At 61.2% G+C, this 15,652-nt stretch carries 16 protein-coding genes; 5 read left to right on the top strand and 11 right to left on the bottom strand.

Going from position 1 to position 15,652, the window contains the following annotated elements:
- Positions 1 to 16: 16 nt before the first annotated feature.
- Together I5E68_RS05545 and I5E68_RS05540 are read right to left on the bottom strand one after the other, a co-directional pair.
- A complete protein-coding gene (locus tag I5E68_RS05545) occupies positions 17 to 577 on the bottom strand; it encodes a hypothetical protein (RefSeq protein WP_197161762.1) in 561 nt (186 codons plus the stop codon).
- A 79-nt stretch (positions 578 to 656) separates the two neighbouring features.
- Complete coding sequence (locus I5E68_RS05540) at positions 657 to 989, bottom strand: antibiotic biosynthesis monooxygenase family protein (protein WP_197161759.1); 333 nt, start codon at positions 987 to 989, stop codon at positions 657 to 659.
- Positions 990 to 1,073: 84 nt separating this feature from the next.
- Here I5E68_RS05540 and aroC point away from each other — a divergent pair, with 84 nt between their 5' ends.
- The 5 genes from aroC to I5E68_RS05515 all read left to right on the top strand — a co-directional run bounded on the left by aroC (position 1,074) and on the right by I5E68_RS05515 (position 8,678).
- Positions 1,074 to 2,186 (top strand): chorismate synthase, encoded by a 1,113-nt coding sequence (gene aroC, locus I5E68_RS05535; protein WP_197161756.1) that lies wholly within the window; start codon positions 1,074 to 1,076, stop codon positions 2,184 to 2,186.
- Between the two features lie 17 nt (positions 2,187 to 2,203).
- Entirely contained in the window at positions 2,204 to 2,659 is a 456-nt protein-coding gene (locus tag I5E68_RS05530) for a YaiI/YqxD family protein (RefSeq protein ID WP_197164595.1), read from the top strand.
- Between the two features lie 149 nt (positions 2,660 to 2,808).
- Entirely contained in the window at positions 2,809 to 5,607 is a 2,799-nt protein-coding gene (locus I5E68_RS05525) for a bifunctional diguanylate cyclase/phosphodiesterase (RefSeq protein WP_197161740.1), read from the top strand.
- Positions 5,608 to 5,748: 141 nt separating this feature from the next.
- Complete coding sequence (locus tag I5E68_RS05520; protein ID WP_197161737.1) at positions 5,749 to 6,693, top strand: 1-phosphofructokinase family hexose kinase; 945 nt, start codon at positions 5,749 to 5,751, stop codon at positions 6,691 to 6,693.
- Positions 6,694 to 7,316: 623 nt separating this feature from the next.
- Entirely contained in the window at positions 7,317 to 8,678 is a 1,362-nt protein-coding gene (locus I5E68_RS05515) for an MATE family efflux transporter (RefSeq protein ID WP_228726841.1), read from the top strand.
- An 11-nt stretch (positions 8,679 to 8,689) separates the two neighbouring features.
- On the opposite strand, the gene I5E68_RS05510 is transcribed toward I5E68_RS05515, so the two are convergent.
- The 9 genes from I5E68_RS05510 to I5E68_RS05470 all read right to left on the bottom strand — a co-directional run bounded on the left by I5E68_RS05510 (position 8,690) and on the right by I5E68_RS05470 (position 15,635).
- Positions 8,690 to 9,310: a DUF938 domain-containing protein gene (locus I5E68_RS05510; RefSeq protein ID WP_197161734.1), complete on the bottom strand. Its 621-nt coding sequence runs from the start codon at positions 9,308 to 9,310 to the stop codon at positions 8,690 to 8,692.
- 124 nt (positions 9,311 to 9,434) lie between these two features.
- Positions 9,435 to 9,773 carry a hypothetical protein gene (locus I5E68_RS05505; RefSeq protein ID WP_323982095.1) on the bottom strand — a complete coding sequence of 113 codons (339 nt, stop codon included), beginning with the start codon at positions 9,771 to 9,773 and terminating at the stop codon, positions 9,435 to 9,437.
- A gap of 6 nt (positions 9,774 to 9,779) precedes the next feature.
- Positions 9,780 to 10,220 (bottom strand): chemotaxis protein CheW, encoded by a 441-nt coding sequence (locus I5E68_RS05500; RefSeq protein ID WP_197161731.1) that lies wholly within the window; start codon positions 10,218 to 10,220, stop codon positions 9,780 to 9,782.
- A gap of 24 nt (positions 10,221 to 10,244) precedes the next feature.
- A complete protein-coding gene (locus I5E68_RS05495) occupies positions 10,245 to 10,616 on the bottom strand; it encodes a response regulator (RefSeq protein ID WP_197161728.1) in 372 nt (123 codons plus the stop codon).
- A gap of 16 nt (positions 10,617 to 10,632) precedes the next feature.
- Positions 10,633 to 11,193, bottom strand: coding sequence for a chemotaxis protein CheD (locus I5E68_RS05490; RefSeq protein WP_370463727.1), 561 nt, complete (start codon positions 11,191 to 11,193; stop codon positions 10,633 to 10,635).
- On the bottom strand, positions 11,190 to 12,215 hold the full coding sequence (locus I5E68_RS05485) for a protein-glutamate methylesterase/protein-glutamine glutaminase (RefSeq protein WP_197161722.1): 1,026 nt from the start codon (positions 12,213 to 12,215) through the stop codon (positions 11,190 to 11,192). The genes I5E68_RS05490 and I5E68_RS05485 overlap by 4 nt, the downstream gene beginning before the upstream one ends.
- Positions 12,212 to 13,099, bottom strand: coding sequence for a CheR family methyltransferase (locus I5E68_RS05480; RefSeq protein WP_323982094.1), 888 nt, complete (start codon positions 13,097 to 13,099; stop codon positions 12,212 to 12,214). Before I5E68_RS05480 ends, I5E68_RS05485 begins: the two co-directional genes overlap by 4 nt.
- Positions 13,096 to 15,318 carry a chemotaxis protein CheA gene (locus I5E68_RS05475; protein WP_197161719.1) on the bottom strand — a complete coding sequence of 741 codons (2,223 nt, stop codon included), beginning with the start codon at positions 15,316 to 15,318 and terminating at the stop codon, positions 13,096 to 13,098. Before I5E68_RS05475 ends, I5E68_RS05480 begins: the two co-directional genes overlap by 4 nt.
- Entirely contained in the window at positions 15,315 to 15,635 is a 321-nt protein-coding gene (locus I5E68_RS05470; RefSeq protein WP_502243827.1) for an STAS domain-containing protein, read from the bottom strand. Before I5E68_RS05470 ends, I5E68_RS05475 begins: the two co-directional genes overlap by 4 nt.
- Positions 15,636 to 15,652 lie beyond the last annotated feature (17 nt).

Here is a 15,652-nt window from a genome sequence, read left to right as displayed (position 1 = left end):
AAAACGAAGTCGAACGCTACTTTGCTGCGCGGCAACCGTACTGCTGCGCAACTAATGCTGACCCATCGATCCGCTCGATCTCAGAGAGCATCGACATCGAGAGATCACGCTCCAAAACGCCGTCATTTGCATCCAACAATTCTTCAATCTGAAGTTGGTATCGTTCGATTGTTGCATCGTCGATCTTGTATGAGCATCCTTCGTACGGCCAATCATGCCCCTTGTTGCCATAGGTCGTATGATCGAGAAACGAGAGGCGGCTCATAGAGATTGAGTTGGCGCCGCATCCATCAGGTTCATCGTAAATGTAGAGCGTCCGCACGGGACCACCAAAACTATCTGCCGCTAGCCAGCTCGCACAGCCGTCCGTCACTTGGTCCTCCCACTCCCATGCGAGGCCAAATCCTTTCCAGTGATATTCAGCATTCGCGTGTGAAGGCACACCAGCAGGCTTGGGCAATAGGGGACTGATAACTGGGACAAGCCAACCGTAAACGAAGATCGGCCCTATTGGGGTCAACGTGACGAGAACAGCTAAGAGCGCGAGCACCGTTACGCTGAGTATAGCGCGCTTCATCGGAGATCCCGCGACACGGCGTTTTCGCCTACAGCCCCTTGGAGTTGCTCGCAATTGGGGATGCCGTAAAATTCCAGGTTCACCGTTTCGCGTCCTCTTCACATTCCTCGCGCCTGTCGAAGCCGTGGATGCGTGGCGAATCGCAGGCGAACAGGGTGTAGTTCTCATAATAGGCCGCACGTCCGCGGCCCTGGACCAAAGCGTGTTCGGCCTGACGCCCCCAGCCGCGTGCTGCGGCCGCGTCGCTCCATTCGGAAATGGCGACAACTTCGCCATCCTCGCTCGCATAGCTCTTGAACGCAAGGAAACCGGGTTGCGCGCGGGCAAGCGCTTCCATTGCCTCGGCATCGCGCGCATAGGCCAGTGCATCGATGTCGGAGCGCTTGCGGTTGCGGAAGACGACGAGGAACATGGGCGCGCTTCATGCGCTGCCCACGTGGAGTGGGCAAGCGCAAACGCTGGACAAATGCGTGCGTCCACGACAAAGCGCGAAGCCATGTCCGTCAACACCTTCGGCCGCCTTTTCCGTTTCACCACCTGGGGCGAAAGCCACGGGCCCGCCATCGGGGCGGTCGTCGACGGGTGCCCGCCGGGGCTCGCCCTTGACGAGCACGTGATCCAGCCCTTCCTCGATGCCCGCCGCCCGGGTCAGTCGAAATATACCACGCAGCGCCAGGAGCCCGACCAGGTACGTATCCTCTCGGGCGTGTTCGAGGCTCCCGATGGCGTGCAGCGCACCACCGGCACGCCTGTCTCGCTGATGATCGAGAATGTCGACCAGCGCTCCAAGGACTACTCCGATGTCGCGCGCGCCTATCGCCCGGGCCATGCCGATTATGCCTACGATGCCAAGTATGGCTTTCGCGACTATCGTGGCGGTGGGCGCTCCTCGGCACGCGAAACCGCGAGCCGTGTCGCAGCAGGCGCCCTTGCCCGCCTAGTCATTCCCGAAGTAAAGATCTGCGCTTATGTCTCCGAAATCGGCGGCGACATGATCGACCCGGCCAATTTCGACGAGCACGAGATCACCAACAACCCCTTCTTCTGCCCGGATGTTGCCGCAGCGGCACGTTGGGAAAAGATCGTGGATGATGCGCGCAAATCCGGCTCGTCGGTCGGCGCAGTGGTGGAATGCTATGCCAGCGGCGTACCCGCAGGCTGGGGCGCTCCTCTCTACGGCAAGCTCGACGCAGACCTTGCGGCCGCGATGATGGGCATCAATGCGGTCAAGGGCGTCGAGATCGGCGACGGCTTCGCAGCCGCCCGCCTGACCGGCGAGGGCAACGCCGACCCGATGCAGCCGAACACGGAGACCGGCCCGGACGGTGCGCCCGAATTTCTGGCCAACCACGCGGGCGGCATTGCCGGTGGGATATCGACCGGCCAGCCGGTCACCTGCCGCGTCGCCTTCAAGCCGACCAGTTCCATCCTCACGCCGCAGCCGACCGTCACCCGGCCCAACGAGAAGGGTGAGCGCGAAGCGACCGAACTTTTCACCAAGGGCCGGCACGACCCCTGCGTCGGCATTCGCGGCGTCCCGGTCGTCGAAGCGATGATGGCGCTCGTGCTGGCCGACCACAAGCTGCTTCATCGCGGCCAGTGCGGGTGAGCTTAGGCACACACGAAATCCGCGTTCTCGTTGATGCCGATGCCTGTCCGGTCAAGGACGAGATCTACAAGGTCAGCGCGCGTTACAAGGTGCCGGTCGTCGTCGTCAGCAACGCCATCATCCGTATCCCGCAAAGCCCGCTGATCAAACGCCAGATCGTCAGCGACGCTTTCGATGCCGCCGATGATTGGATCGCAGAAAACGCTTCGGCCCGCAGCGTCATAATCACAGCCGACATCCTTCTTGCCGACCGCTGCCTCAAGGCCGGTGCAAGCGTGATCGCCCCCAATGGCAAGCCCTTCACCATGGCTTCGATCGGCGGGGCCATCGCCACCCGCGCGATCATGGCTGACCTGCGTGCTGGCGGCGATGCAATCGGCGGTCCGCCGCCATTCTCGAAACAGGACCGCTCTCGTTTTCTCTCCGCCCTCGACGAGACACTGACCAGGCAGATCCGCATCGGGCGGGAGTGAGGTTGCAGCACAGCCACCTTCGGCTGTGTAAATCTGTCACGACTACTCGTACACAGGATAGCGCACGGCAGTGACTTCACCTGAGCCACGAGAATCTGCGCATATCCAGCTTAGCCGCGCAGCAAGTGCGTTTGGCGCAGCATTGTGCAATGGGCAGTACCCTCCTGCACCCGTTCTCCGCGCTCTACACCTGTATTGGCAGCGAGCATCGCACTGAGCTGCTCGCGCTTGCCGCACTTATCTGTGCGACCGCGTCGTTCACCACGGCCATCTTGCTGGGACAGGCGGGCAGCGCCAGTAACATCGGGAAGCGCAACTGGTCGATCATGGCCGGCATCTCACTGGGCCTCGGCGCATGGTGCACACATTATGTCGCCTTTATCGGCTTCCTGCCTGCACAAGGTGTCGATAGCGCCGCGCCGCTGACCCTCGCCTCGCTCATGCTTGCATTGCTGACCTGCACCATGGCGCTCGAAGGCTTTGTCCGCGCCCCATCCCATCGCATGCTGGCGAGCGCCATCATTGCAGTCGGATTGGGTGCCATGCACTACACCGGAGTCAGTGCGCTGGACATGCCCGGCCTGATCCGCTGGGACTCGACACTGATTGCGATCTCGCTGATCCTGCCGGCCACCCTTCTCTATCCAGCCATTCCAATGGCCCTTGGCGCCCTCAATAATTATCTAAGAACCGCTTGTGCGGCTATCCTGACCACCATCGCCATATTGCTGCTTCACCTGTTTGGCATGGCTGCGCTGACCCTGACGCCTTCGCGCGGTGCAGCGCCGACAACGACCATCTCGCCAACCATCCTCGCCCTGCTGATCGGCGCGGGTTCGCTGGCAGTCTTCTCCTTCTGTATCATCCTCGGCCTCGTACGACGACAAGCCGACAAGGCCATTGATCACAGCGAGCGTAAGTTCGCTGGGCTCGTCCGTGCGGTAGCAGAGTACGCCATCATACTACTCGATGCCCAAGGGCGTATCTGCGAGTGGAATACCGGCGCATGCAACCTCACCGGATACACGCAGCAGGACATCATCGGCATGCCGCTCGCACGCCTGTTCTGCATCGACGACATTGCCGACGATCTGCCTGCATTGACCCTAGCCCATGCCCGTAGCCATGGCACGTCTTCAGGTGAATGCCTGTGGCGCAGACGTGATGGCTCGACCTTCTGGGGGCACGGCACGATCCAGGCAACGCGGGCCGATGATGGCGAGCTGCTGGGCTATTCGATGGTCATGCGCGACGTGAGTTCGTTCAAGCAGGCCCGCGATCTTGTGGCACTTACCTCGGTCCGGCTCGACACCGCCTTGTCGAACATGCACGAGGGCCTGTGCCTGTTCGACGCGAAGCACGAACTGGTCCTTTGCAATGAGCGCTTCCGCGAGTTCTGGGGCCTCGCAATCGAAGATACCCAGGCTGGTACGTCACTCGCGGCCTTGGTCGAGGCCGGCTTCATGAACCCGGATGGCAAAGAGCACGCTGTGCCCGCCTTGTTGCAATATCGCCAGATGCTCAAGGAAACGCTCAGGAGCCCCGCTCAGGTGCCGATCGTGGTCGAGTTCGGAAAAGGCAAGGCGATCTCGGTCGCGCACCGTCCGCTATCCGATGGCGGATGGGTCATGACCTGCAACGACATCTCTCTGCAGCGCCAGTCCGAAGAGCGCATCAAGCACATGGCCCTTCACGATGTCCTGACCGGTCTTCCAAACCGCACACGCTTCATTGAACGCCTCGAAGCCAAGCTCGCCCTAGCCGACCAAATCGACACGCGCGTTGCGGTCATCGCCATCGACCTCGACCGCTTCAAGGAAATCAATGACACTCAGGGCCACGCGGCGGGTGATCGCCTGCTTCAAGCGATCGGTGCCAAGTTGATCCAGGAAAGTCACGAAAGCGAGGTCGTCGCACGCCTGGGCGGAGACGAGTTCGCGGCTGCGAAGATCTTTTGTGACGATAGCGAGTTGGCCATGTTCATCGAACGCATCCAGGCCTGCATCAAAGGAGCGCAAGACCACCCGAGTACCAGCATCGGGGCAAGCCTTGGTGTCGCGATCTACCCACAGGACGGCCTCAGCCGCGAAGTCCTGCTCAACAACGCCGACCTCGCCATGTACCGTGCCAAGGCGATGCGCGGCGAGACAGCATGCTACTTTGAGCCAGGCATGGACGAGATCGCCCGGAAGAGGCGCGAACTCGCGCATGATCTACGCCACGCACTTGATCGCGGAGAAATGCACCTGCTCTACCAGCCGCAGCGCTCGCTCCATTCGGGCGACTTGAGCGGTTACGAGGCACTGCTACGTTGGCGACATCCGCGCCGCGGGCTTGTCTCTCCGGACGAGTTCATCCCCGTCGCCGAAGAAAGCGGCGCAATATTTGCAATCGGAGAATGGGTCCTTCGTGAGGCATGCCGCGAGGCATGCCGCTGGTCCGCCCCGCTCAAGGTTGCAGTCAATCTGTCCGCCGTGCAGTTCCTCCAGGCCGACCTTGTCGATGTAATCCACAAGGCCCTCGTCGAAACCGGCCTTGCAGCTGACCGTCTCGAACTGGAGATAACCGAGACAGCGATCATCGCCGACAAACTGCGCGCGCTACATTGCCTGCGCCAGATCAAGGCGATGGGCGTGAACGTCGCGATCGATGACTTCGGAACCGGCTATTCCTCGCTCGATACGCTGCATTCGTTCCCTTTCGACAAGATCAAGATCGACAAGTCTTTCCTGATAAAGTCGGAAAACAGCCCCGAGGCCCGCGCGATCATTCGTGCCGTGCTGGCGCTGGGCAAAAGCCTGAACATTCCGGTCCTTGCCGAGGGAGTCGAGACAGAGGCACACCTCATTGTTCTCCTGGCCGAGGGCTGCGACGAGGCGCAAGGTTATTTCTTCGGTCGTCCGGCACAGCCTCCCAGCCAAGAAACGATGCAGGCCGTAAATTCCTGAAGCCTCACGTCAAACCTGGCCGAAAAGAGCTACACTTCGGTAGCCGGAACATCACAAATCACGAATTGATCGTGACCATGGAAATCACAGCGATCACGGTGCACGCTGCTGGCCACCAAGCAAAGCACCGGAGAGGTTTCGATGAAGAGCATCGCCACCCTGACCATGAACCCGACAATCGACGTTTCCTACGATGTCGGCAAGGTCAGGCACACCCACAAGATGCGTACCGACAACGAATGGTATGCACCGGGCGGCGGCGGCATCAACGTCGCACGGGTCTTCGTCAGGCTGGGCGGACATGCCAGGTGCTTCTACATGAGCGGGGGCGCTACGGGACCGGCGCTCGACGGCCTGATCGACCTGCATCAACTGGTACGCACGCGTATTCCCATCAACGGCCCCACGCGGATCGCCTCCGCCGTGCTCGAACGCGAGACCGCCAAGGAATATCGCTTCACCCCCTCGGGACCAACCCTTTCTCGCCACGAGTGGGAAGCCTGCAGCGAAGCTCTCGCTGTCGACAAGGCGCCGATCGTCGTCATCAGCGGCTCTCTGCCACCGGGCGCACCCGACGATTACTATGCGATGCTCGGCAAGGCATTGCGGACGCAAGGCAAGGAAGTCGTCCTCGACACCTCAGGCAAGGGTCTAAGGCATGCTCTGGATGCGGGTGGACTGATGCTGGTGAAGCCAAGCCAGGGCGAACTCGAGGATTACCTCGGGCGCGCACTCGGCGATCCCCAAGCCATCGCCGAAGCTGCCCGAGCAATCGTCGATGCCGGCAAGGCGCAATACGTTGCAGTAACAATGGGTCATCGCGGCGCGATTCTCGCTCATCGCAAGGGCACCGCAATCTTGCCGGGCCTGCAGATCGAGGCTGCAAGCGCGGTTGGTGCAGGCGACAGCTTTGTCGCCGCCATGGTCTTTGCTCTCGCCCGCGGGGATGATGTCGGCGAGGCTTTTCGCCTTGGTCTTGCAGCCGGTTCGGCGGCAGTCCTTCGTGCTGGCACCGGACTCGCGCACCCGGTCGATATCGACCGTCTCCTGAACCAAGTTGCAGAGATTTCTCCCGTAGCTCCATGAGCAATTGTACCTTGGTCTCATTGGCAGCGGGCTGGCGGCATGGTCCGAACGGGACGTAAGGTGCGTACCGCGAGAGGCCCGTGACCGCAGGCTAAGGGCATACCCGTATGGTGCTTGGTCCAAGAACGCCGTCCTGCCATGCGAAAGCGAATGACGCTTCACGCAAGCTTTCGTGCAAATATCGCTTTTCTCGAACCCCATAATGTTGCAAGGTGATCGCGAAAGATCACCAGTGATCTTAAACGGGTTGGGAGAGAGCGCGCCGGGGGAAACCCTCCCGGCGCGCCGATTTTTTCAGGCGCTTGCATTTCTTAGAAATGGCCCGCCGGGGGAGCCTGAAGCGAGCGTATTCCTAGCATTTGCAGCCTCTTGCAACTGACATTCAAACACTCGCTTGAGTATCCATACAAGCCCAAGCCAGCCAGATGTGTGTACAGGCAAACAAGTATTTTACCCGAGATCACCGTCGTTGCGGAAACTGTGATTCGATTCGCGTCCAGATCAAGACTGTCTCGTCTCCGGGATTGCCCCATGGATGCCGATGCCGCTCCGGCTTCTCGATTTGCCCACACCACCTCGCTTGGGCTTTCGCGTCAGGCAAACTATTCAGTTACCGCAAGCAAATGAACAAGCAACCTTCTCCGGCCGCAATCTCGCACGCCTCACGACACAATCGTTCGAGATTGCTTTGGAGCATTGCCCTGCCCGCGATGCTTACCAACCTGGCAACCGCACTTTTCGGGCTGGCCGACATGTGGGCGATCGGACGGCTCGGCGATGCTCAAGCTCAGGGCGCGGTTGAACTGGGCGCCAAGTTCATGATCGGCCTGCTAAACGTATTCAACTTCCTGCGTACCAGTACTGTCGCTCTCACCGCGCAATCCGGTGGCCGCGGCGACATAAGTGCGCGCGCCGAAACCCTCAGCCGTGCCATTGCGGTCGCTCTGGGCATCGGCATGGTGCTGATTGCGATCAAGCCTTTCGCCATCTTTCTAGGCCTCGATCTTCTCGACGCAAGAGATCCGCTTCGCACAGAAGCAGACCATTACATCTCGATCCGCTACTGGGCAGCCCCACTGTGGCTGAGCAACTGCGTGCTAGTCGGATGGCTGGTTGGCCAGCGCAAGGTACGGCAAGTACTCCTCGTAGAAGTCTGCGCTAACATCGTACACATCGCGCTAGATCTTCTCCTCGTCCTGGTTGTAGATTGGGGTGTCGAGGGAGTTGCCTTCGCGACACTGCTCTCCGAGGCGCTTAAGCTCCTGCTGCTTGCCGCCATTGCCTCTCGCTATCCCGCAGCGCACGAGGCGTTCGAGGCATTCGTTCGCAAGTCCACCTGGCAACGACGTGAACTGGCCCGGCTATTTGCGCTCAACCGCGACCTGTTCGCCCGGACGCTGCTGCTGACCGGGGCCATGATGCTCTTCGCACGTATCGGAGCGCGCTCCGGACCCGAAACGCTTGCGGCCAATGGCATCTTGTTCCAGCTATTCATGCTGGCGACGCTGCTGCTGGACGGTTTCGAGAATGCGGCCCAGGTGCTTTGCGGAGAAGCTGCAGGTGCCGGCGATCGCAGGCGCCTGAGTGCGACTTTACGCCTTGCCTTGAGCTGGGGCGGGCTCCTCGGCACAGGGCTGGCTTTAACCTATTTCTTTGCGGCACGTGATCTGACCGCATGGTTCAGTACCGCCCCCCAGGTGCGCGCTTTGACCGCGACGTACGCGCCTTGGGTAGCTCTTCTGCCACTTGCAGGCTTCGCCTCGTTCGTACTCGACGGAGTTTTCGTCGGGGCCGCATGGACCCGGGCCATGCTGGGCACCATGCTTTTCGCCATAGGTTGCTACGCCATGCTATTGTGGCTGGCGCAACCGCTCGGCAACCACGGCTTGTGGCTTGCCTTTACCGTATTCTTCATCGCCCGAGCTGCGGGACAGCTCGCGATTTTGCCGCGCCTACTGCGTCGTATAGCTGCACGCGAGGCCTAAGGAATTCCAGTTCAGGTCCTGCGCAGGACAATCATGAGATTATTGGCAGGCATCTCGTGCACGACATCTTCAGTAAAGCCAGCCTCAGCAGCAGCGCCGAGTACGTCTTCGAGCAAGCGCAATCCCCAGCGCGGATCGCGGCGCTTGAGATCTTCGTCAAAAGCTGCGTTGCTGGGCTCGAGCGTATGTCCCGTACGGCGATAGGGACCATAGAGGACCAGGGGCGATCCTGACGTCAGCAGACGTCCAGCCCCTTGGAAGAGCCCAAGCGTGGCAGCCCAGGGTGAAATATGCACCATGTTGATGCACACCAGAGCATCTGCACTCTCGATCGACCAGCTGTCCGTACTGGCCGCATCAAGCGTAATCGGGGCGAGCAGATTGGACGTCCCCTCGCTGACGCGCCAAGCCGCAATCGACCTGCAAGCCACGGGATCCGGATCGCTCGGTTGCCAGACTATGCCCGGCAGGCTTGCAGCGAAATGAACCGCATGCTCTCCGCTGCCGCTGGCCACTTCGAGGACGAGCCCGGAGGGCGGAAGGCAGGCTCGCAGCTGCTCGAGAATCGGGTCGCGATTTCGCAGGGTAGCTGGGGCATGACGGCGATCGTCGGGCGCGGGGTCCTGGCTCATGGCCAAGGACCTAGGAGTGGTCGCCCAATCTAGCAAGACAACAGTCAACGCGGACAATGCCCTTGGCCGGCCGATCCTGAATAATGTGGGCATGCCCCCAGAAATGCTGCCGCAAGACCGGACCTCAGTCCCACAAACCCAGCGAATCCGGCTGGCAGTCGCGGCCCTCGATCGGCACTTCGCAGCACGTCGCACTGTCATCCATAAAACCGCAGAAACGTTGACGCAGGGCATCAAGGCTGATCCGGCGCATCTCGGTCTCACTGAACCCGGCCGCGAGGATCGCTGCCAACGCACGCTGCTTCTGAGCGATGAGATCGATCGCCTGAAGTTCACGAACGTGGCGTGCCGCGAAGTCCTCGTCCCGGCACAAGACCTCGCCCAGAGCCTCAACCTCGGTGCCCAGTTCGGTCAGCACTTCGGCCATCGCGGTAAATTTGGGCTCATGCATCGCTTTGGCCACTCGAGATCAGGCCGCAAAGGCCATGTCACCCGAGGCACTCAACGCATTGAGGTCGAGCACCATGACCATCTGCTCCTCGATTGCGACCAGCCCTTCGAGAAACGGCACGACCTCGTCATGCCCTGCCGTCGGTGCAGGTTGCAGGGTTTCCGTATTAAGCCCGACGATATCGCTCACTGAGTCGACGATCAGCCCCTGTGATTGGCCATTGACCTGGCACACTAAGATCGCGTGGCGCGGCGTCGCCTCTGTCGGCTGCCATCCAAGCCTCGCGGCAAGGTCGATGACGGGCAGGACTGTGCCGCGCAGGTTGACCACCCCGGCGACAAAATGCGGTACGCGCGGCATCGGCGTTACCGGCGTCCAGGCGCGAATTTCACGGATCGCCATAATGTCGAGCGCGAAGATCTGCCCGGCAATTTCGAAAGTAATCAGTTCGCGGTACATCGACCGGCTCCCTTGCTAGAGTGATCAGTGCGCGACACGGCGGACAGCCGCGACAAGCTTTTCCGTATCGAACGGCTTTACGATCCAGCCGGTGGCCCCGGCTGCACGTGCCCGCGCCTTTTTCTCGTCCGAACTCTCGGTAGTAAGCACCAGGATCGGGCGGTCTCGGTGGCGCGTGCCGCCGCGCACCTGTTCGATGAGGCCAAAGCCGTCGAGGCGCGGCATGTTGATGTCGGTAATCACGACATCAACCTCGTTCACCGCGAGCCATTCCAACGCAGAGACACCGTCGTCGGCCTGCGACACGTCGAAACCATTGGTCGACAGCGCATGGTTGAGCAAAGCACGCATCGACGCGCTGTCATCGACGGTGAGAATACGGGTAGACTTGGACATCGAGTGCCTCTCTGGTTCAGAACATTTCGACTTCGCCGCGCGGAGCCGGACGGAATACGGGTTGCGGCCTTGCCTCGGGGGCATCGGAGCTGGCGACGGTACGGCATCGAACCATGCCCGACGACGGACGGAAATCGACGCGACGCGCATTGGTGCCGCCCAGATCTTCGCGCACCAGCTCGATCCGCTCGCGCACGAGGAAACCGCGGGCAAATTCGGCATTCGCGGTGCCGATCTGCTGCATGCCGCTACGAATGTTGGCGCCACCGTAGAGATGCGCCCTCAGGCGATCCTTGCGCGCACCGTAGTTGAGCATCTCGTTGATCAGCATCTCCATCAGATAGACACCGTAGTGCACGTCGACTTCGCCGCGATTGTGGCTGCTTGGCGGTTCGGGCAGCAGGAAATGATTCATTCCCCCCAGTTCGATCGCCGGATCGTAAAGGCACGTCGCCACGCACGATCCAAGCACCGTGCCTAATTCGACCTTTGGTCCCGAGCTGACCTTGTACTGACCCTGCAGTACCGTCAGTTTGATCGTGCCGCTTTTGTTCAGATCAAGATTGGAGCTCATCATGCAGCCTTGTTGAGAGCGTGGCGTGCGATCCGGTTGATCGGGGCAACGACCCGCGCCGCACCAAGCGAGATCGCCGCGCGCGGCATTCCGAAAACTGTGCAGGTGTTTTCGTCCTGCGCGATCGTATGCGCACCGGCCTGAGCCATCGCGAGCAGCCCCTTGGCCCCGTCTTGCCCCATGCCGGTGAGAAGGATGCCCACCGCATTGGAACCGACGCACTGAGCCACAGACGCAAACAAGGCATCGACACTGGGGATATGCCCGGTAACCAGCTCCCCCCGGCGCAGCTTGGCATAAAGAGTGCTGGTTCCGCGCACGGTCAGGTGATGATCGGGCTCAGCCGCGACGTAAACATGGCCTGACTGAAGCGGCATGTCGTTGACCGCGATGCACACACGTGCGGGGCACGCCTTGTCGAGCGTCCGCGCAATCGCCGGAGCGAAGCGTGGATTGACGTGCTGCACAATCAGCGTGGGTGGACAATCTGACGGAAACTCGCGCAGCAGCACCTGTAGCGCCTCGACCCCGCCGGTTGAGGAACCTATCGCGATCAGACGCGTATCGCGCCGGATCGAGCGTTGGCTTTCCTCAGCCACCGCCGGCGCTGGCCGCCCGGGCTTACGAAAGCGCACTTGCGCAGCATCGCGAATCATCCGGGCAAGTTCGCCGCTATCCTGCAACGCAAGCTTCCCACTGGGATCATACTTGGCATAACAATTCACGGCCCCCAGCGCGAGCGCGCGAGCGGTAACCTCGTTGCCCTCCTGGGTCGCACCCGAGACAATGATCACGGGCGTAGGGCGCAAAGTCATGATCTTCTCGAGAAAATCGAGCCCGTTCATGCCTGGCATCTCGATATCGAGGGTTACGACGTCGGGATCGTGCTGCTTGATGAGTTCGCGCCCCTCGGCCGCGTTCGAAGCTGTGGCAATGACCTCAATGTCGGGTTGTTCGCGCAAGCGCGACATCAGAATCGCGCGCATGGTCGGGGAATCGTCAACGATGAGAACGCGCACGCTCATGGCCCGCTCCTGCGATAGATAGTCGGTCCCACCAATTCGAGCATCTGCGTCGCTGCCCCGGTGACACGCTCGGAATGACCTATGTACAGAAAGCCCCCCGGCGCGAGGACTTGGGCGAAGCGTTGGACCAGATGCTCCTTCGTCGGCGTATCGAAATATATCATTACGTTGCGACAGAAGATGAAATCGAAGCGTCCCTTGATCGGCCACTGCCCGAGCAGATTGAGCTGACGGAAGCGAACGATCGAGCGCGCCGGTTCTGCGATTGTCAGTTCATCGTCGCCTACTGATGAAGTCCAGGCGCTGCGCAGTGCCGCGGGAACGGGCGCCATATCCTTGGCAGGATAGACCGCCTTGCTGCCGCGTTCTATCGCGTGCGGGGCAATGTCGCTCGCGAGTGCCCTGATGTCGGCTCGCGCAATCTGCTGCCCCATGGCTCGATCAGGCCCCAACAAGGTCATGATGATCGACCACGTCTCCTCCCCGCTCGAACATCCCGCCGACCACAAGCGCACCGGCCGGCGCGCTTCAAGCTGGGATAGAACCTGCGGACGCACGACTTGGGCGAGATGTTCGAAGTGATGCGCTTCGCGGTAGAAGAAGGTATGGTTGGTCGTCAGCGCCGCAACCGTGCGGTCAAGCTCAGCCCGATCATTTCCAAGCAATTCGATATATTTGCCAAACGTCACCAGCCCGCTTGCGCGTACCAGCGGAGCAAGCCGCGAATAGACCAGCATCGCCTTGCCCTGCGGCAATACGATCCCGGCTGCCTCGTAAACGATCCGCGCGACCTGGGCAAAGTCCTTACCGCTATAGATGTCGGGGCTGACACCCGGGATCGGATCGTACAGGCTTGTCGAGATGGTCGAAGACTGCGCCGTCACGCGGCCTGTCTTTCATGCGAAGGCAGAGCGCATGCCACCAGTCCATCGACATCGACAATCAGCGCGACGCGGCCGTCACCCAGGATCGTTGCCCCTGCGATACCATCGACCGGTCGGAAATTGGTCGCGAGACTCTTGATCACGAATTGGCGCTGATCCTGGATATCGTCGACCAGAAGCGCGGCCTGTCCGGCACTCTCAGTATCAACAACGATAAGTACGCCCTTTTCCGGATCGGTCCCGCCCCGTTCGGCGCCTAGCGATGCCCCGAGCGCAATTACTGGGATGAACTTACCCCGCACGTTGAGCATCTGTCGGTGCGATCCCAGCCCCTTCACGTCTCCTTCGCCCGGACGCAAGCTTTCCACAACATGTGCCAGCGGGACGACCATGGTCTGGTCGGCGACATTGACGATCATCCCGTCCGAGATTGCCAGGGTCAACGGCAAGGTCAGGATGAAGGCCGTACCCCTCCCAGGTGTAGAATCGATGGTGATACGCCCGCCCAAGTCCTTCACGTTCTGGCGTACGACATCCATGCCCACGCCGCGCCCCGAAATGTTCGAAACAACTTGCGCGGTCGAAAAACCAGGCGCGAAGATGAGGTTGTCGATTTCTTCGGCGGTGAGCTGTGCCTCGCTGGCAACGATGCCTTTCTCGATGGCCTTGGCCAGCACACGCTCACGGTTGATGCCCGCTCCGTCGTCGGCAATGGTGATCAGTATCCGCCCCGAGCGGTGTTCAGCCGATAGCGTCAGCGTACCTTCTGGGGATTTGCCCGCAGCGATGCGGTCCTCTGCCTTTTCGATACCATGGTCAACGGCGTTGCGGATTAAGTGCGTGAGCGGTTCGCCGAGGCGCTCGATCACGGTCTTGTCCAACTCGGTCGATTCGCCGAAAACCTCTAGCTTGACATGTTTTCCGGTAGTGCTGGCAAGGTCGCGCAGGATACGTGGCACCCGGCTAAACACCGAGGCAATCGGCTGCGCACGGATCGACATCGCCGATTCCTGTATATCGCGCGTGAGGCTTTCGAGCAGCGAGAGTTCCTCGCTGGCGGTTATTCCTGCCCCCTCGAGCCGCTGCACCAGCATGGCCTGCGCGATCACGAGTTCGCCGACTAGGTCGATCAGGCGATCCAGCTTGTAAAGGTCGATCCGAATAGATTGGCCAGCGGCCGGCGGAGCCGGTACGGCTCCCGGGCCAGCCCGGGGTTCGTCCTCGCCCTTTACCGCAGGCTCAGCCACCTGGACCTCGGTCGGGCTGTGCGCTGTCGCTGGCGGTGTATCGCCCGGGACAGCAGTTGCGCTCACAACGCCAGTGCCTTCGAGTTCCACCTGCGGCAACACCGCGTCGCGCCCGAAAGTCAGCGCGCAGTCATCGCCGATGAAGTCGAAGATGTCGCGGACCGCATCTTCCTCAACACCAGATGGCATCGCGAACGTCCACCCCAGATAACCTTGCGAGACATCAAGCCCATCGAGCGCGGGAATTTGCGAGACATCACAGTCGATACAGTGCCCGCCCAACGCGACCATGTCGCGCAACATCAGTAAGGGCTCCGAACCATTGCGCATCGCGCCGGCACGGGGGCGAACATGCACATGCAACCCAGCCTCGCCCCCATCGGTGTCCGGCACATCGCCCTCACTAACAGGCCCGCTGCCACCAAAGTCCAGACCGAGGTCATCCAGCAGAGCATCGAGATCGAGATCAGCCTCCCGTCCTTCTTCCTCTGCTACGTCCACTTGCACAGGCGGCAACTCGCGCAAAGAGACAGGCCCGGCTGCAACGCCATCGCCTTCCTCATCGCCGTCGCCAGACACCATGCCTTGGTCTGCGTTGGCGGCCATAGCCGCTTCCATCTCGCTGATCAGCCCCGCGTCGTCAGGCTCGGGCGTTGTCTCGCGAGCCGCCTCTACATGGTCGGCGAGCGTGTCGAGCGCGCGCAACAGCAACTCGATCAACGGCGGCGCTAACACCACCAACCCCTCGCGCACGTCGGACAAGAGTGTCTCGAACGTATGAGTATATGCCTGAAGCGCGCTGTAGCCGAACGCCCCTGCGCCCCCCTTGATTGAGTGTACGGCGCGAAACACCGCGTTCACGGTGTCGGAATCCTGAGTTCCTGCTTGGCATGCAGCTAGCCCGGCCTCAGCCGCCGCGAGCGATTCCTCGCACTCGACGAAGAAAATTTGCTGAATTTCCTCCGGGCTCATACCTCACCATCCTCGAATAGTTCATCGTCCAGTCCGGTCAGCCGGGCGGCCTCGAGCAAAGCAGGCGAAGCCGTTATCACTGCACCGCCTCCACTGCGCCGCGCGGATACGAGCAATTGCAGTACCGCCTGCCCGACATGCTCCACCCCGCTCGCATCGATTCGGGTAGCCCCATTGCCCATGGCACCAACCAGTTCGGGCCAGAGCACTTCAGCCGCCGCGCGATCACAGCGCGCCGGAAGCACTATCGCAGTCATTGCGCCCCTCCTCCGATCACCAGCACACCGCCCGCGAGGGGGCACGGTAGGCAGCCGCATGATTTGCGTCCGTCGCG

This window comes from Novosphingobium aureum (genome assembly GCF_015865035.1).
Taxonomy (GTDB): domain Bacteria; phylum Pseudomonadota; class Alphaproteobacteria; order Sphingomonadales; family Sphingomonadaceae; genus Novosphingobium; species Novosphingobium aureum.
The sequence above is the reverse complement of the archived record's forward strand: the minus strand, read 5'-3'. Positions and strand labels throughout refer to the sequence as shown.